General features: G+C 64.1%; 16 protein-coding genes. 6 read left to right on the top strand and 10 right to left on the bottom strand.

The annotated features are described in order from the left end of the window. Nucleotides 1-33 precede the first annotated feature (33 nt). Nucleotides 34-585, top strand: a complete 552-nt coding sequence (locus ABLV52_RS14245; protein WP_152842478.1) for an NAD(P)H nitroreductase — start codon at nt 34-36, stop codon at nt 583-585. A 472-nt stretch (nt 586-1,057) separates the two neighbouring features. Here the strand turns inward: ABLV52_RS14245 and phoC are convergent, their stop codons facing one another. Further along, nucleotides 1,058-1,804, bottom strand: coding sequence for an acid phosphatase PhoC (phoC, locus tag ABLV52_RS14250; protein WP_004203793.1), 747 nt, complete (start codon nt 1,802-1,804; stop codon nt 1,058-1,060). Between the two features lie 225 nt (nt 1,805-2,029). Between phoC and selD the strand changes: the two genes are divergently transcribed. The 3 genes from selD (at nt 2,030) to ABLV52_RS14265 (ending at nt 6,179) form a co-directional block, all read left to right on the top strand. After that, the gene (gene selD / locus ABLV52_RS14255) at nt 2,030-3,073 is read left to right on the top strand and encodes a selenide, water dikinase SelD (RefSeq protein WP_044522394.1); all 1,044 of its coding nucleotides are present in this window, start codon (nt 2,030-2,032) and stop codon (nt 3,071-3,073) included. A 4-nt stretch (nt 3,074-3,077) separates the two neighbouring features. Then, a complete protein-coding gene (locus ABLV52_RS14260) occupies nt 3,078-5,024 on the top strand; it encodes a DNA topoisomerase III (RefSeq protein ID WP_023289280.1) in 1,947 nt (648 codons plus the stop codon). 174 nt (nt 5,025-5,198) lie between these two features. Beyond that, on the top strand, nt 5,199-6,179 hold the full coding sequence (locus tag ABLV52_RS14265; RefSeq protein WP_348890531.1) for an NAD(P)H-quinone oxidoreductase: 981 nt from the start codon (nt 5,199-5,201) through the stop codon (nt 6,177-6,179). 43 nt (nt 6,180-6,222) lie between these two features. On the opposite strand, the gene gdhA is transcribed toward ABLV52_RS14265, so the two are convergent. After that, a complete protein-coding gene (gdhA, locus tag ABLV52_RS14270) occupies nt 6,223-7,566 on the bottom strand; it encodes an NADP-specific glutamate dehydrogenase (protein ID WP_004176526.1) in 1,344 nt (447 codons plus the stop codon). 182 nt (nt 7,567-7,748) lie between these two features. Further along, complete coding sequence (locus ABLV52_RS14275) at nt 7,749-8,159, bottom strand: pyrimidine (deoxy)nucleoside triphosphate diphosphatase (RefSeq protein WP_048335002.1); 411 nt, start codon at nt 8,157-8,159, stop codon at nt 7,749-7,751. A gap of 86 nt (nt 8,160-8,245) precedes the next feature. Between ABLV52_RS14275 and ABLV52_RS14280 the strand changes: the two genes are divergently transcribed. After that, the gene (locus ABLV52_RS14280) at nt 8,246-8,860 is read left to right on the top strand and encodes a CDP-alcohol phosphatidyltransferase family protein (RefSeq protein WP_032452514.1); all 615 of its coding nucleotides are present in this window, start codon (nt 8,246-8,248) and stop codon (nt 8,858-8,860) included. Between the two features lie 51 nt (nt 8,861-8,911). Here the strand turns inward: ABLV52_RS14280 and ABLV52_RS14285 are convergent, their stop codons facing one another. From ABLV52_RS14285 to ABLV52_RS14315, 7 genes are all read right to left on the bottom strand, one after another. Continuing rightward, on the bottom strand, nt 8,912-10,219 hold the full coding sequence (locus ABLV52_RS14285) for a sulfurtransferase (protein WP_348890532.1): 1,308 nt from the start codon (nt 10,217-10,219) through the stop codon (nt 8,912-8,914). A gap of 93 nt (nt 10,220-10,312) precedes the next feature. Next, complete coding sequence (locus ABLV52_RS14290) at nt 10,313-10,945, bottom strand: ATP-binding cassette domain-containing protein (protein WP_048334784.1); 633 nt, start codon at nt 10,943-10,945, stop codon at nt 10,313-10,315. Continuing rightward, nucleotides 10,945-12,480, bottom strand: a complete 1,536-nt coding sequence (locus tag ABLV52_RS14295) for an ABC transporter permease subunit (RefSeq protein WP_348890533.1) — start codon at nt 12,478-12,480, stop codon at nt 10,945-10,947. Before ABLV52_RS14295 ends, ABLV52_RS14290 begins: the two co-directional genes overlap by 1 nt. Beyond that, nucleotides 12,453-13,631: an ABC transporter substrate-binding protein gene (locus ABLV52_RS14300; protein WP_348890534.1), complete on the bottom strand. Its 1,179-nt coding sequence runs from the start codon at nt 13,629-13,631 to the stop codon at nt 12,453-12,455. Before ABLV52_RS14300 ends, ABLV52_RS14295 begins: the two co-directional genes overlap by 28 nt. 2 nt (nt 13,632-13,633) lie before the next feature. After that, nucleotides 13,634-14,194 (bottom strand): carboxymuconolactone decarboxylase family protein, encoded by a 561-nt coding sequence (locus ABLV52_RS14305; RefSeq protein WP_064158338.1) that lies wholly within the window; start codon nt 14,192-14,194, stop codon nt 13,634-13,636. After that, nucleotides 14,191-14,901 carry a TVP38/TMEM64 family protein gene (locus tag ABLV52_RS14310; protein WP_348890535.1) on the bottom strand — a complete coding sequence of 237 codons (711 nt, stop codon included), beginning with the start codon at nt 14,899-14,901 and terminating at the stop codon, nt 14,191-14,193. The genes ABLV52_RS14305 and ABLV52_RS14310 overlap by 4 nt, the downstream gene beginning before the upstream one ends. Beyond that, nucleotides 14,888-15,526 (bottom strand): TVP38/TMEM64 family protein, encoded by a 639-nt coding sequence (locus ABLV52_RS14315; RefSeq protein ID WP_223822588.1) that lies wholly within the window; start codon nt 15,524-15,526, stop codon nt 14,888-14,890. The genes ABLV52_RS14310 and ABLV52_RS14315 overlap by 14 nt, the downstream gene beginning before the upstream one ends. Between ABLV52_RS14315 and ABLV52_RS14320 the strand changes: the two genes are divergently transcribed. Continuing rightward, the gene (locus ABLV52_RS14320) at nt 15,458-15,601 is read left to right on the top strand and encodes a hypothetical protein (protein ID WP_023289292.1); all 144 of its coding nucleotides are present in this window, start codon (nt 15,458-15,460) and stop codon (nt 15,599-15,601) included. The two genes, ABLV52_RS14315 and ABLV52_RS14320, sit on opposite strands and share 69 nt — an antisense overlap. Nucleotides 15,602-15,645: the final 44 nt, after the last annotated feature.

A 15,645-nucleotide genomic window follows, 5' to 3' on the forward strand; every position in this document is an offset into this window, starting at 1 on the left:
TTTATGAAAAATGACATCACAGGAGTTATACAGATGGATGCTCTCGACCTACTGCTTAATCGCCGCAGCGCTTCCCGCCTGGCGGAACCGGCCCCGGCCGGCGAACAGCTGGAAAACATTCTGCGCGCCGGGCTGCGCGCCCCGGATCATGGCGCCCTGCAGCCGTGGCGCTTTTTCATTATCGCCGATGACGGCTGCGAACGCTTTAGTCAGCTGCTGGAAAAGGGGGCCCGGGAGGCCGGCCAGGATGAGAAGGGCATAGAGAAAGCCCGCAATGCGCCGTTTCGCGCGCCGCTGATCATTACCGTAGTGGCGCGCTGTGAAGACCACCCGAAGGTGCCGCGCTGGGAGCAGGAGATGTCCGCTGGCTGCGCGGTGATGGCGATGCAGATGGCGGCCCTGGCCCAGGGATTCAACGGCATCTGGCGCAGCGGAGCATTGACCGAGAGCCCGGTGGTGCGGGCCGGCTTCGGGTGCCGCGAGCAGGATAAAATCGTCGGCTTCCTCTATCTGGGCACGCCGCAGCTGAAAGCCTCAACCACCATTGCCTTGCCGGATACCGCGCCGTTTGTGACGCGATTCTGAGTCAGCGCGTGTTACGCCGGGTGGCGGCTGCGCCTTACCCGGCCTACGTTCTTACGACCTGTCGTTAATTTATTCACCATTGTTGCTGAAACTGCCGGTGCTGGCGGCCCCCTGTGCGCTCCCTGCGCCATGCCAGACATAACGCAGAGGATATATCGGGAGCGCCATCTGCCCGGACATAACACAGGAGTGGTAGCCCTGCTAAGCGCAGCGCGAGCAGGGAAATTTACGATTGTGCCGTTATTTCGCCGGGTGGCGGCTGCGTCTTACCCGGCCTACATAACCATCCCGATATCAGACGGTTACCCCTCAATGTAGGCCCGCGCAAGCACAGCGCCGCCGGGCGATGGCAGCAGGCTCGGAGCCGCATCTATGCCGGGCGGCGGCATGCGCCGGACCCGGCCTTCAGCCCCAAAGGTAGCCCGGACAAGGCGCGCCAGGCGCCGTATCCGGGAGTTCAACGGCGATGACGTTACTTCTGCGTTTTGGCGAATTCGTCTTTGGCTTTCTGCAACTGCTGCTGGAAGGCCGGGTTGGTGTGCAGCGTGGCGACCACCGCGGAGCCGACGATGCGCGCCGCATCGACATCGCTCTGCCAGTGATAGCCGCAGATCACCCGGCTCTCGCCGAGCTCATAGCCGCGCTTCAAAATTTCGTTCTGCCGCTGCGGGTTGATCTCCGCCAGCACCAGGGCGGTGGCCCAGCCGATGGAGGTATGCCCGGATGGGTAAGAGCCGTTTTTCGCCAGCTTGTCCTGCTCGGTGGTGTTGCAGGTGGAGACACCGTAGAAGGCAAACGGGCGAATGCGCATATACTTCTCTTTCGCGCCGCGGGTCGCCAGATCGCCGGCGTCTTCAATCATATTGGTCAACAGCTTATGGAGCTGCGGCGCGTCCTTTTCGGTGATCGGCGAGCCAAAGGCGCTGGAGAAGGCGTTAGCCACGCCGCCCGCGCTGAGGTTGGCATCCTCTGCCGCCAGCTTCCCGCGCTCGGTGTTGCGCAGCAGGCGCCCCTGCTCATACATCGCCTGATCGTTTAAGAACGCGATACTGCCCACCGCCGGCGGCGGCGGCAACAGCGCCAGGCTGTCGATGGCCTGGGCATTGGTCAGATAGTAGAGATCGGGCTTGGTGGTGACATCGTTACCGGGGGGAACCAGCGCGAAGGCGTTAACGGAGAAGAAACTGGCCAGGCAAAGGGCAAGAACACGCTTTTTCATTAGAATTTCCTTACGTCATAATCATTCCAGAGAAGACAGTCCTGGGTTGTCACATTTCTGTCATCTTTAAGTAAAAGTGAAAATGGTCGGGAAAAAATTGCCGCGTCTCGCAAAAACGGCTTTTTGTCTGCTTAATGAGCAACCATACGCGATTTCAGACTGTCGTACTTACCACCCTGACGTTTGGGCGCTAACATAGCGGGATTGCAATGACAGGAGATGTCCATGAGCGAGCAAGCCATTCGTTTAACGCAATACAGCCACGGAGCCGGTTGTGGTTGTAAAATTTCCCCGAAAGTGCTGGAAACCATCCTGCATAGCGAGCAGGCGAAGTTTGTCGACCCGAACCTGCTTGTCGGCAACGAAACCAGCGATGATGCCGCCGTTTACGATCTTGGTAATGGCACGTCAATCGTCAGCACCACCGACTTCTTTATGCCGATTGTCGATAATCCGTTCGACTTTGGCCGCATTGCCGCCACCAACGCCATCAGCGATATTTTCGCCATGGGCGGGAAACCGATTATGGCGATTGCCATTCTCGGCTGGCCGATCAACACCCTGGCGCCGGAAATCGCCCGCGACGTGGTGGAGGGCGGGCGCTTTGCCTGCCAGCAGGCCGGGATCGCGCTGGCGGGCGGCCACTCCATTGACGCTCCGGAGCCGATCTTTGGTCTGGCGGTCACCGGCGTGGTGCCCACCGAGCGCATCAAGAAAAACAGCACCGCGCAGGCGGGCTGCAAACTGTATCTCACCAAACCGCTGGGGATCGGCGTGCTGACCACCGCGGAGAAAAAATCGCTGCTCAAGCCAGAGCATCAGGGGCTGGCGACGGAGACCATGTGCCAGATGAACCTTGCCGGCGCCGCGTTTGCCGCTATCGACGGGGTGAAGGCGATGACCGACGTCACCGGCTTTGGCCTGCTCGGCCACCTCAGCGAGGTGTGCCGCGGGGCCGGCGTGCAGGCGCAACTGCGCTATGCCGATATCCCGAAACTGCCGGGGGTGGAGGAGTATATCGCCGCCGGCGCGGTGCCGGGCGGCACCGGGCGCAACTTTGCCAGCTACGGCCATTTGATGGGCGAGATGCCGACGGCGTGGCGCGATCTGCTGTGCGACCCACAAACCTCAGGCGGTCTGCTGCTGGCGGTGACCCCGGAGGCGGAGGCGGAAGTCCAGGCCGCCGCGGCGGAGTTCGGTATTAAGCTGGCCGCCATCGGCGAGCTGGTGACCGCCCGTGGCGGGCGACCGATGATCGAGATCCGTTGATTCGATGCGGTTGTTTATTGCAGAAAAACCGAGTCTCGGTCGGGCTATCGCCGATGTGTTGCCTAAACCGCACCGCAAAGGCGATGGCTATATTGAGTGCGGCAACGGGCAGGTGGTCACCTGGTGTATCGGTCACCTGCTGGAGCAGGCGCAGCCGGACGTCTATGACAGCCGCTATGCCCGCTGGAATCTCACCGACCTGCCGATTGTGCCGGAGAAATGGCAGCTGCAGCCCAAACCTTCGGTCACCAAACAGCTGAATGTGATCAAGCGCCTGCTCGGCGACGCCGAGGAGGTTATCCACGCTGGCGACCCCGACCGTGAAGGGCAACTGCTGGTGGACGAGGTCCTCGACTACCTGCAGCTGGCACCGGAGAAGCGCCAGCAGGTGCAGCGCTGTCTGATAAACGATCTCAACCCGCAGGCGGTGGAGCGGGCGATCAACCGCCTGCGCGCCAACAGCGAGTTTGTGCCGCTTTGCGTGTCGGCGCTGGCGCGGGCGCGCGCCGACTGGCTGTACGGCATCAATATGACCCGGGCCTATACTCTGCTGGGGCGCAACGCCGGCTATCAGGGGGTGCTCTCCGTGGGGCGGGTGCAGACCCCGGTGCTCGGCCTGGTGGTGCGCCGCGATGAAGAGATTGAAAATTTCGTCGCCAAAGATTTCTTCGACGTCAAAGCGCATATCGTCACGCCGCAGGAGGAGCGCTTTGTCGCGACCTGGGTGCCGAGCGAAGCCTGCGAACCTTACCAGGATGAAGAAGGGCGCCTGCTGCATCGTCCGCTGGCCGAGCACGTGGTTAAGCGTATCGAAGGCCAGCCGGCGCTGGTGACCGGCTATAACGATAAGCGCGATTCCGAACCCGCGCCGCTGCCGTTTTCGCTGTCGGCGCTGCAGATTGAGGCGGCCAAACGTTTCGGCTTCAGCGCGCAAAACGTGCTGGATATCTGCCAGAAGCTGTATGAAACCCACAAGCTCATCACCTATCCGCGTTCGGACAGCCGCTACCTGCCGGAAGAGCATTTCGCCGGCCGCCATGCGGTGCTGAATGCGATTGCCGTCCATGCGGCGGATCTGCTGCCGCAGCCGGTGGTGGATCCGGAGATCCGCAACCGCTGCTGGGATGATAAAAAGGTCGACGCGCACCATGCGATTATCCCGACCGCCCGCAGCAGCCAGGTCAAACTCACCGATAACGAAGCGAAGGTCTACACCCTGATCGCCCGGCAGTATCTGATGCAGTTCTGCCCTGACGCGGTGTTCCGTAAATGCCAGATTGACCTTGAGATCGCCAACGGCAAATTTGTCGCCAAAGCGCGTTTTCTGGCCGAGGCGGGCTGGCGGACGCTGCTTGGCAGCAAAGAGCGCGATGAAGAGAACGACGGCACGCCGCTGCCGGTGGTGGCCAAAGGCGATGAACTGCTGTGCGAGAGGGGCGAGGTGGTGGAGCGCCAGACGCAGCCGCCGCGCCACTTTACCGACGCCACGCTGCTGTCGGCGATGACCGGGATTGCCCGCTTCGTGCAGGATAAAGATCTGAAAAAGATCCTCCGCGCCACCGACGGCCTCGGCACCGAAGCAACCCGCGCCGGGATTATCGAACTGCTGTTTAAGCGCGGTTTCCTGAGCAAAAAGGGGCGCTATATTCACTCCTCGGAGGCCGGAAGGGCGCTGATTCATTCCCTGCCGGAGATGGCCGGGCGACCGGACATGACCGCCCACTGGGAGTCGGTATTGACGCAAATCAGCGAGAAACAGTGCCGCTATCAGGACTTTATGCAGCCGCTGGTGGGGACGCTGTATCAGCTGATCGAGCAGGCGCGCAGCACGCCGGTGCGCCAGTTCCGCGGTCTGGTGGCGCCTGGCGGGGCGAAAAAATCCTTCAGTAAGGGCAAAGGCAAAGCGAAAGGCAAAAAAGCGGCAGACGATGCCGCGCCGCCGCCGCAATAACCCGCCCGGCGGCCGCGAGGATGTGCTTCCCCGCGGCCGCCGTTTCTCCCCCCGCCAGGTCAATGGTCTACACTAAACAGCCGGGAAGGGGTTGACGACCCCCTCAGAACAGGGATGCCCATTGCCCTTCCCGATGCTGTTGCTCATTTCTCTCCCAGGCGATAAGGAGGACCCGTGAAATATATCGCTATCAGCCAACCGGGTGGCCCGGAAGTATTGCAGATCCGCGAAGGTGAGATCCCCACCGTCGGGGTGCATGAGGTGCTCATCGAAGTGAAAGCGGCGGGCGTCAACCGGCCGGATATTCTGCAGCGCCAGGGGCTGTACCCTATGCCTGAGGGCGTCACCCCCGTGCCCGGCCTCGAGGTGGCGGGCGTGGTCGTGAAGGTCGGCGCGCAGGTCACAACCTTTACCCCCGGGGATCGCGTCTGCGCGTTGACCAACGGCGGCGGGTATGCCGAATACTGCGCCGTCCCGGCAGGCCAGACGCTGCTGATCCCGGCGGGCCTCAGCTTTAGCGAAGCGGCCGCCATTCCGGAAACCTTCTTCACCGTGTGGGCGAACGTTTTCCAGCTCGGTAAGCTGCAGTCCGGCGAGAGCATTCTGATCCACGGCGGCGCCAGCGGGATTGGCACCACCGCGGTCCTGCTGTGTCACGCGCTGGGGATGAGCGTCTATGCCACCGTCGGCCAGGACGAAAAAATTGCCGCGCTGCGACCCTACGCCACGGCGATCAACTACAAAACCGAAGATTTCGCAGATAAAATTCACCAACTGACCAACGATGAAGGGGTGGATGTCATTCTGGATATCGTGGGCGGCCCTTACTTTAACCGCAACCTGGGGCTACTGAAAAAGGATGGACGGCTGGTGATCATCGGCTTTATGGGCGGGCGAATCGCTCATGAGGTGGATATTCAGACCCTGATGCTCAAGCGGGCCACCGTCACCGGCTCCACCATGCGCGGCCGGACGGCGGCGGAGAAACAGGAGATTGCCGAGGCGCTGCGGCGCCACGTCTGGCCGCTGCTTGAGGCAGGGAAATGCAAGCCGATGATCTACGCCAGCTACCCGATGGCGGAGATTGCCGAGGCGCATGCCTGTCTGGACAGTGGTCAGCATCTGGGGAAAGTGGTGATCACGATGACGTCGTGAGACGCCTCCCGGCGGGCAGCCGCCGGGAGGGCGTCAGGGGAGGTTAAATCACGCCCTGGGCCAGCATGGCATCCGCCACCTTCACGAAACCGGCGATATTGGCGCCGCGCACGTAGTTGGTCTGCTTCGCTTCACCGCCGTACTGCACGCAGGCGTGGTGGATATCCAGCATAATGTGATGCAGGCGGGCATCCACTTTTTCCGCTTTCCAGCCCATGCGCGCGGCGTTCTGCGCCATCTCCAGACCGGACGTCGCCACGCCGCCGGCGTTGGCCGCTTTGCCCGGGGCAAACAGCACGCCAGCTTCAAGGAACAGATCGGTCGCGGCGATGGTGGTCGGCATGTTGGCGCCTTCCGCCACGGCCTTCACGCCGTTGGCAATCAGCTGGCGGGCGGCATCGACGTCCAGTTCGTTCTGAGTGGCGCAAGGCAGGGCGATATCCACCGGCACTGACCATGGCTGCTGGCCTTCGAGATAGGTGAGGCCAAACTCGCGGGCGTAGTCGGCCACCCGGCCGTGGGCACGCTCTTTGATGTCGATCAGGCGGGCCAGTTTTTCTTTGGTGAAGCCCGCCTCGTCAACGACGGTGCCGTTGGAGTCGGAGGCGGTGACCACCCGCGCGCCAAGCTCCATCGCTTTCTCAATGGCGTATTGCGCGACGTTGCCGGAGCCGGAGACCGCCACGCGAGCGCCTTCGAAGCCGAGGCCGTGACGTTTGAGCATTGCTTCGGTGAAGTAGATCAGGCCGTAACCGGTGGCTTCCGGACGGATCAGGCTGCCGCCGAAGGAGAGGCCTTTACCGGTGAAGACGCAGGCGCTGTTGTTAGAGAGTTTGCGCATCATGCCGGCCATAAAGCCGACCTCGCGGCCGCCGACGCCGATATCGCCCGCCGGTACGTCGGTATCCGGGCCAAGATGGCGATAGAGCTCGGTCATCAGCGCCTGGCAGAAGCGCATCACTTCGCCATCGCTCTTGCCTTTAGGATCGAAATCGCTGCCGCCTTTCCCGCCGCCCATCGGCAGGGTGGTCAGGGCGTTTTTGAAGGTCTGCTCGAAGCCAAGGAATTTGAGAATCGACAGATTCACCGACGGATGGAAGCGCATCCCGCCCTTATACGGGCCGATGGCCGAGTTGAACTGCACGCGCCACGCGCGGTTGACCTGGACCTGATTGCGGTCGTCCACCCACACCACGCGGAACTGGATCACGCGCTCCGGTTCCACCAGACGTTCCAGCAAAGCAAGCTGACGATAGCGCGGATTTTCCTCAAGGAAAGGCCACAGGGTGGTCATGACCTCCCGGACGGCTTGAGCAAATTCGGTTTGATGAGGATCGCGCTGTTGAACGCGGGTGAGAAAGCCTTCCAGAGTGCACGTCTGATCCATAGATATAAGTTCCCCTTATGGTTGTGGTTGCGTGTATTTATTATGATTCGGTCCTTGAAAAAACCGATTTTCCGACTATAACACCGCTAATCCTTAGGCAAGCAAGGAAAAATTAAGCCGTCAGCAAAATTTATAATTGCCCGCCCGTCATAACTAAAAACGATGACGAGGCGGCGAGCGGATCAGCGGGGAGAAAGGGACGGGCGCTGGGCGATAAAGGCGTGCAGGAGGGGGATATCGGCCGGGGCGAGATCGAGGGTTAAGGCGTCGGCAGGAAGGCACCAGCGCAGCTGGCTGTGATAGTGGGCCAGCGGCGCGCCCTGAAAGTTCGGTACCCACCAGGCGTGCAGATGGATCTGGCGACCGGAGACTTCCCGCTGATGGCTGGCGATATAGCATGCCGGGTGGGCGATGATGCCCATCTCCTCCCGCAGCTCCCGGGCCAGCGCCTGCGGCTGGCTTTCACCCGACTCCACTTTGCCGCCGGCGAATTCCCACATTCCCGGCTGGTCGGCGTGGGGCGGGCGCTGCGCCAGCAGAATTTTGCCATCCTGTTCAATAATGGCGGCGACAACTTCAATCATTTTTAGCATAAGCATCAACGTTAATAAGACCAAACTGGCCTATTATCACCGCCATAGACCTTCACTGACAACCGCCAACTCTGCTGGAGACCCCCGTGCTTGATAGCCACTTGCATCCTCGCCTCAAACCTCTGCTTAACGCTGCCGCCGGCGCGCTTGACCGCCCGGGCATTTCGCCAGACGGGCTGACGCTGCTCGGTTTTGCCATCGGCGCGCTGGCTCTGCCATTTCTGGCATTAGGGTGGTATGGCGCGGCGCTGGCGGCCATTCTTCTCAACCGCCTGCTGGACGGCCTGGACGGCGCCCTGGCGCGGCGGCGCGGGCTTAGCGACGCCGGCGGTTTTCTCGATATCTCACTGGATTTTCTCTTCTATGCCCTGGTGCCGTTCGGTTTTATCCTGGCGGATCCGCAGAATAACGCCCTGGCGGGCGGCTGGCTGCTGTTTGCCTTTATCGGCACCGGCAGCAGCTTTCTCGCCTTTGCCGCGCTGGCGGCAAAGCACCAGATCGCCAATCCCGGCTATGCCCATAAATCGCTGCACTATCTCGGGGGGCTGACGGAGGGGACGGAGACTATCCTGCTGTTTGTCCTCAGCTGCCTGTTTCCGGCGCATTTTGCCTGGCTGGCGTGGCTGTTTGGCGCGCTATGCTGGCTGACGACGGCGACGCGTATCGCCAGCGGCTACCGGACCTTAAAGCGGGTGGCGTGAGCGGAAAATCGCGCGTCGCCGGCAGGGGGCGACGCGCGCGGGTGGGACGCGTTACTGACTGCTTTCCGGGCCGCGTTCTCCGCGGGCGACCGGATTGTGCGGGTTGCTGCTCCATTCGTACCAGCCGCCGTCATAGACGGCGACGTGCGGCCAGCCCATGGCCCGGGCATACATGAAGGTTTCCGAGGCCCGCCAGCCGGTTCCGCAATAGAACGCCACCTGTTGGTCAGGCAGGATGTTCCACTGGCGCCACAGGGCGGCGATATCGTCGGCGCTGCGCATGGTGCCGTCCGGGTTATGGAAGTCTTCCATGTGCGTGGAGTCGCTTCCGGCATGGCCCCAGCGGGCGCCGGCGATGTCGCCCTTCGGTTTGATATAGCTGTAGCCGCTGGTGGTGCCGATAAACTCCGGCCACGAGCGGACGCTGACCAGCGAGGCGTCCTGGCGGTGCAGCAGACCGCGGGCCTGCCCGGTATCCAGCATCAGCTGCGGCTGGCCGGGGATCGGCGCGCCAAAATCCGGCGCCGGCTGCGGCGTCGGCGGCATGCCGCGCGCCACCGGCAGACCGGCGTCGGACCAGGTCTGCCAGCCGCCGTCCAGCAGGCGCACGTCTTTGACGCCGGCGTACAGCATGATCTGCGCCACCCGCGCCGCGGCGTAGACGTCGCGACCGTAGAGGATCACCGTGGTGTCATGGCGGATGCCGTGCTTCGCCAGCATCGCCTTCAGCTGCGCATCGGACACTTTATTCCACAGCGGTTCGCTCTCCACCTCATTGGTGTCGATATAGCCCGCGCCCGGGATATGGCTCAGCAGATAGAGCTTCGGCGCTCCCCAGGCGGCCTCAAACACTTTCCAGTCGCCGGCCGGGGCGGCAGCCACGCTTTTCCCTTGCTGCAGATCGTGCAGCCACTGCGGGTAGACCAGCTGTTCAAAGTGCGGCAGCTTTTGCAGACGGTCGCCCTGGCTCAGAGCGTCGCTCAGGACGTTGAGCCGGGTGAAGCCCGCTTGTTTCAGTCGCGCCGCGACGCTGGCGTTATCCTCAGGACTGCCGTACAGCGCGATGGGGGTATCGGGCTGGAGCTGGTGCTGCTTAGCCCAGCTGTGGAGCTGCTCGTCGCTCATGGCGCCGAGCCAGCGGGCGGAAAGGTTCAGCGCCTGCGGCTCATGCCCTTCCGGGCCGTTGACGTGCTGCGGCCAGCCGTTGTAATAAGCGCTCAGGCGGGTGTCGATGGCCACGCCGTGCTGCTGTTGCAGGTGGGAGAGGGTGAGCGCTTGCATGGTTTCAGCGGCGCAGGTGGTGGTAGCAGCAAGCCCCATGAGCAGGGCGAGTGCGGTCAATTGAGAAACACGTTTCATCGAAATGCCCGACGGTAAAAAGTGGAGGGCGTATTCTCCGCTTGCCTGGCGTTGATTTCTTTGCGGTAACGCAGGTTTGCACGCTATTGCGCTTCATTGCCAGCGCTCCATCGCCAGGCACCGCCCCGTCGGCGGACAGTCCTCGCGATCGTGGGTCACCAGGATCGCCGGAATGGCCTGGCGGGCCAGTTCCTCAAATACCCAGCGGCGGAACGCGGCGCGCAGGGTGGCATCCAGGCGGCTGAAGGGCTCATCCAGCAGCAGCGCCTCGGGGCGCGCCAGCAGGGCGCGCAGCAGACTCACCCGCGCCCGCTGTCCGCCGGAGAGCGTGGCCGGGTCGCGCGCGGCGAAGCCATGCAGCCCGGCGCGACTGAGCGCCTGCTCCACCGCGGCTTTTCGCGCCTCGCCGCGCACGCTTTCCGGTAGCGCCAGCTGTAAATTTTGCCCGACGCTGAAATGGTCGAACAGCAACGGGTCCTGAAACAGGATGCCGATGCGCCGGCGCTCCGTCGGCAGCGTATCGCAGCGCCGATCGTTGAGCCACAGCTCGCCCTCGGCGCGGAAGTCGCCGGCCAGAGCGCCAATCATCCATGCAAACAGCGTCGATTTTCCGCTGCCGGAAGGGCCCATCAGCGTCAGCACTTCACCCGGGGCCACCGAGAAGGCGACCTCCCGCAGCAGCGGCTGACGTTTCACGCTCAGGGTCAAATGGTTTACGGTTAGCACTAGCGAAGTCCTCGTCGGTAGCGGCCCGCCAGCCAGGCCAGCAGGGCCGTCAGGGTAAAGCATACCGCCGGCAGCAGTAATTGCCACAGCGCCTGGGCGGCGAGCGTCTGCGCCTCGCCGCCGCTGCTGAGCGCCACCGCCTGGCTGGTGAGCGTCGGGATACGGCCTGCCCCCAGCCATAGCGTTGGCAGATACTGCGCAATGCTCACCGAGAAACCCACCGCCAGGGCGGTCAGCAGCGGGCGGGTCAGCGAGGGCAGGGTCAGCAGCCAGAAAATACGCGTGGGATCCCAGCCGAGCGTGCGGGCGATCACCGCCATCCGCGGATCGCGCTGGCGCCAGGCCGGGCGCAAAATAAACAGCATCCACGGCACCACCCATAGCAGATGGCCCCACAGGACGGTCCACCATTCGCCGTCTAGCCAGGCGTACAGCGCCAGCCGGTACTGGCCGTCGGCCAGCGGCAGGGCCGGCAGCACCAGCGGCAGCCAGACCCAGCCATCTCTCCGCGCCGGACCGCAGGCCAGCCACAGCAGGCAGACGGCCGCGCCGAGGGCGCAGGCCGCCAGCGCCAGACCAAGGCTGTTAATCAATGCCTCGGTCTGCGGCGGCGCCGAGCGCGCCAGCCCCGCCAGCAATAGCGCGCACAGCAGGCCGCTCAGCGGCAGGGCACTCGCCAGCAGGCGGCCGGGCAGGGCGTGAGGATGGGGATGCCGAACGCCGCGCAGATCGGGCAGACGTCGACGCTGTAGCCGCCATCCGCCCCAGGCGACCAGCGCCAGCCCGCCGAGGATCGCCAGCAGCAGCAGGCTGGCCAGCGCCCCTTTCGCCTGCTGCAGGTCATCGCCCTGGCTTAACCACTGCCACGCCAGCACGGCGAGGGTGGGCGGATTGCCGGGCCCCAGCACCAGGGCGACGTCTACCGTCGACAGGCTCCAGGCCGCGGCGGCCAACAGCACCATGCCGAGGGCGGGCAGCAGCCCAGGCAGCACCAGCCAGCGCAGGCACTGCCAGCGGCCGTAGCCGAGGCTCTTTAGCGCTGTCGCCTGGTCGGCGAGGCGCGCCTCCCCCAGCAGGCCGTAGATCACCCACAGCACAAAGGCGCTCTCTTTCAGGGCCATCGTCAGGCCAAGCCCGATGCCGTACCGGTCGACCGGCGGCGTCAAAAACGGCAGCCGCTGCCAGATCCAGCCGCCTTCGGCGAACAGCAGCAGCGCTGCCGTCGCCAGGGCAAGATGGGGCACCGCCAGCAGCAAGGGCAGGCGGGAAGCCAGTCGCCGCCAGCGGGCCGAAGGCCAGAGGGCGGCGACGATGGTCAGGGCGATCAGTAACGCGCCGCCGACGGACAGCAGCGTGGAAACAAAGGTGGCGGCCAGCGCCTGGCCCAGCTGCGGGTCGGCGAACAGCGCCCGCCAGTGGACCGGGGAGAGCGCCGGCCACACCAGCCCTGCGGCGGCGGGGAATAAGGGCAGATAGATTGCCGCCATCGTCCCCCAGGCCAGCAGGATCAGTGGGTACCGTAGCGGCGCAGCCATTCCTGCTCCAGTGCGTCAACCCACGCCGCGTGCGGCTCGGCAAGCACCGGCGGCAGATCCTGCGGCAGGGTGGCCGCCAGCGCCTGGCGCTGCTTGTCAGGTAGACGCTGCGGGTCCAGAACGCTTGGATCGCCCCAGACGGCGGCATCCGCCTTGCGCAATTGCGCCTCAGGGGAGAGCAGGAAATTGGCCACCACTTTGGCAGCGGCGACGGCGCGCGCGTTGGCCGGAATAGTCACGAAATGGACGTTGCCGAGGGTCCCTCCGGTAAAGCCGAAGCTGTAGCTGTCCGCCGGTAACTCCCCGCTGGCGGCCTTCTGCCGGGCATGGAGCGGATTAAACGTCAGCGACAGGCGGAGGGTGCCCTGGTTGAGCATGGCGTCCATCCGCGCCGGCGACGCCGGGAAATCCTTGCCCGCCCGCCACAGCGCCGGGTGCAGCGTATCGAGATAGCGCCACAGCGGGGCGGTGACCGCCGCGAAAGTCGCCGTCTGAGGCGGCTGGCGCAGGGCGGCAGGCTGGTCGGTGAGGGCGATCAGCAGCTGCTCCAGCAGGGCGGTACCGGTGAAGTCCGGTGGCCGCGGGTAGGTTACGCTGCCCGGATGGGCTCTGGCGAAGGCCAGCAGCGTCTGCGGACTGGTGGGAGGCTGCGGGGTTTGTTCGCGGCGGGCGATAAACGTCAGCTGGGCGCTGCCCCACGGCGACTCGGCGCCCTCGGTGGCGACAGAAAAATCTTCCTGAACCGGCTTTTGCCGGTCGACATAGCGCCAGTTGGGCAGCGATTCGGCCCAGCCGGAGAGCAGCAGGTTGGCCTGTTTTAGGGTGTGAAAGTTTTCGCCGTTGATCCACAGCAAATCCACCGAACCGCCGCGGCGACGGCCAGACTGCGCCTCAGTCTGGATGCGTTTCACCGCGTCGGCGGCGTCGGCGATGGGGACAATACGCAGGTCGATCGCGTAGTGGCGTTTGACCTCCTCGCTGACCCACGCCAGATAGCGATTAACGGCCGGGTCGCCACCCCAGGCGTTAAACCAGACGGTCTGGCCACGGGCTTCCGTCTGGGTCTGCCGCCAGCTGTCGTCGGCATTCACCACCAGCGGCCAGAGCAGCAGCAGGTACAGACAGAGGCTGAAATCACGCAAACGGCGCATCGTTACTCCTTATTGTGCGGGGAAGAGGGGGGGATCTTGCACAGCCCCTGGGCCGGGATCGCCATCGCGGCGTTGAACCGCGCTGATAAATTTTGCAGGCCAATCAGGGCGGTCAGCTCGGTGAGCGCCCGGGCGTCAAAATGCGCCGCCATCGCGCTGCGCAGGGCATCATCCACCTCCGGCGGCGTCTGACTGGCGGCTTCGGCATAGGCCAGCGCCAGACGCTCTTGCTCGCTAAACAGCGTACTGTTGCGCCAGTCGGCGACCGCCAGCAGTTTGTCGCGGCCTCCGCTCCGCGCCGCGAGGGTCATGCTGGTGATATCGATGCAGAATTCGCAGTGGCACAGCTGGGCGATGCGGGCGCTGACCAGCGAGCGCAGCACCGGATCCAGCGGCGAGCGGCGGCGTTCAATATAGCCCACGAACAGCGAGACCAGGTAAAACAGCCACGGGATCCGTCCCCACCAGCGAATGGGGCTCAGCACCTGGCCGTAATGACGACGGTGCAGCCAGGCCTGCGGACGAAGGATCAGGGGGACAGTATCCAGCGGGGGTAAGCTCATGGCGACGATCTCTTATGACGTTCACGGTAAATATTTTTGGCGATGGAGATGACCACCGCCAGGGCAAAAAGCAGCGAAAGGCCAGTGGCCAGCCAGAAGGCGCCTCCGGTCAGCAGGCTCCCGGCCCAGGAATAGACGATGGTCGCCGGCAGCTGTCCCACGCCGGTGGCCAGCATAAAGGGCCAGAAGCGCAGCGAAGTCAGTCCGGCGGCATAGCTGACCGGATCAAAAGGGACAAACGGCAGCAGGCGACAGACCAGGATCGTCTGCGGGCCAAAGCGGGCGAAATAGCCGTCGACGCTGCGCAGCACCGTGCGGCCGGTGAGTTTCTCCACCACCTCGCGCCCCAGCGCTCTGGCGATGCAGAAACAGAGCCCGGCGCCGACCATGGCGCTGAACCACGACAGCGCGCCGCCCCAGAAGGCGCCGAACAGCGCGGCGTTCGCCAGGGTGATCAGGAAGGCCGGCAGCGGGGCGACGATCGCCTGGAGGATCATCAGCGCAAAAGAGACCAGCGCCGCCTGCGCCCCCCAGGCGGCGATAAAGTCTTTAACATGCTGGGGATCCAGCGACGCTAGCGCCGTCAGGCTTTGCTGCAGAAAGGCTCGCCCGCCGGGGAACCACAGCCAGGCGGCCAGAGCGGCAACGGCCACCACGGCGAGGGCCAGCCGGGCGCGGCGCAGGTGACGGCGATCAGGTCGGGTCATGGCGCACCTCCTCGCCGGGCGTTGCCACACGGCGGGCGCGGGCAAACCGTTTGCCCATCTGCACCAGGGCAAACAGCAGCCCGCCGGCGAGGCTCAGCTTGAGCGCGAAGGCGAAGGTCGCCCCCTCGCGAGCCAGTTCGCTGGCCATCACCGAATAGATCACCAGGCCCGGCAGGGTGGTCACGGCGGAGATCAGGGTAAAAGGCCAGAAGGGGATCGCCGTCAGGCCGTAGGCGTAATTCTGAATGTTGTAGGGAAAGAGCGGCACCAGGCGGGTGAGGATCAGAAAATCGCTGCCGCTGCGGGCGATACCGCGCTCAATGGCCTGGAAGACGGCGGTATGGCCCACATAGCGCTGCAGCAGATCGCGCCCAAGCCAGCGGGCGATCAAAAACGACAGCGAAGAGGCGACAGTGGCGGCGGCAAATGAGAGCAGAGAGCCGGTCAGCGGGCCGAAGAGTATTCCGCCGGCGATCACCAGCAGGCTGCCGGGGATCAGGCACAGGGTGGCAATGATAAACAGCGCTGCATAGACCAGATAGCCCCAGGCGCCCTGATGGCGCAGGGTCTCCTGCAGCAGATGCAGGTGAGTCAGCAGATCGTGGAGACCGACGCGGTGGCTGATAACGGCCAGCGTGGCCGCCAGCGCGATGAGTCCCAGCCCTTTACCAATGGCCGGATGATGGCTTCTTTTTCATGAAGGGGTCTCCTGTACAGCCTGGACGCGGTGGACATTAAAAAGTG

The organism is Klebsiella sp. GB_Kp056 (assembly GCF_040064755.1).
In the GTDB taxonomy this organism is placed as follows: domain Bacteria; phylum Pseudomonadota; class Gammaproteobacteria; order Enterobacterales; family Enterobacteriaceae; genus Klebsiella; species Klebsiella quasipneumoniae.

What these genes read in the sequence shown, in the direction of transcription:
- ABLV52_RS14295 (WP_348890533.1), bottom strand. Translation starts at nt 12,480, where the DNA reads ATGGCTGCGCCGCTACGGTACCCACTGATCCTGCTGGCCTGGGGGACG.
- ABLV52_RS14320 (WP_023289292.1), top strand. Translation starts at nt 15,458, where the DNA reads ATGGCGCAGGGTCTCCTGCAGCAGATGCAGGTGAGTCAGCAGATCGTG.
- ABLV52_RS14285 (WP_348890532.1), bottom strand. Translation starts at nt 10,219, where the DNA reads ATGAAACGTGTTTCTCAATTGACCGCACTCGCCCTGCTCATGGGGCTT.
- ABLV52_RS14275 (WP_048335002.1), bottom strand. Translation starts at nt 8,159, where the DNA reads ATGCTAAAAATGATTGAAGTTGTCGCCGCCATTATTGAACAGGATGGC.
- ABLV52_RS14300 (WP_348890534.1), bottom strand. Translation starts at nt 13,631, where the DNA reads ATGCGCCGTTTGCGTGATTTCAGCCTCTGTCTGTACCTGCTGCTGCTC.
- gdhA (WP_004176526.1), bottom strand. Translation starts at nt 7,566, where the DNA reads ATGGATCAGACGTGCACTCTGGAAGGCTTTCTCACCCGCGTTCAACAG.
- ABLV52_RS14305 (WP_064158338.1), bottom strand. Translation starts at nt 14,194, where the DNA reads ATGAGCTTACCCCCGCTGGATACTGTCCCCCTGATCCTTCGTCCGCAG.
- phoC (WP_004203793.1), bottom strand. Translation starts at nt 1,804, where the DNA reads ATGAAAAAGCGTGTTCTTGCCCTTTGCCTGGCCAGTTTCTTCTCCGTT.
- ABLV52_RS14260 (WP_023289280.1), top strand. Translation starts at nt 3,078, where the DNA reads ATGCGGTTGTTTATTGCAGAAAAACCGAGTCTCGGTCGGGCTATCGCC.
- ABLV52_RS14245 (WP_152842478.1), top strand. Translation starts at nt 34, where the DNA reads ATGGATGCTCTCGACCTACTGCTTAATCGCCGCAGCGCTTCCCGCCTG.
- selD (WP_044522394.1), top strand. Translation starts at nt 2,030, where the DNA reads ATGAGCGAGCAAGCCATTCGTTTAACGCAATACAGCCACGGAGCCGGT.
- ABLV52_RS14310 (WP_348890535.1), bottom strand. Translation starts at nt 14,901, where the DNA reads ATGACCCGACCTGATCGCCGTCACCTGCGCCGCGCCCGGCTGGCCCTC.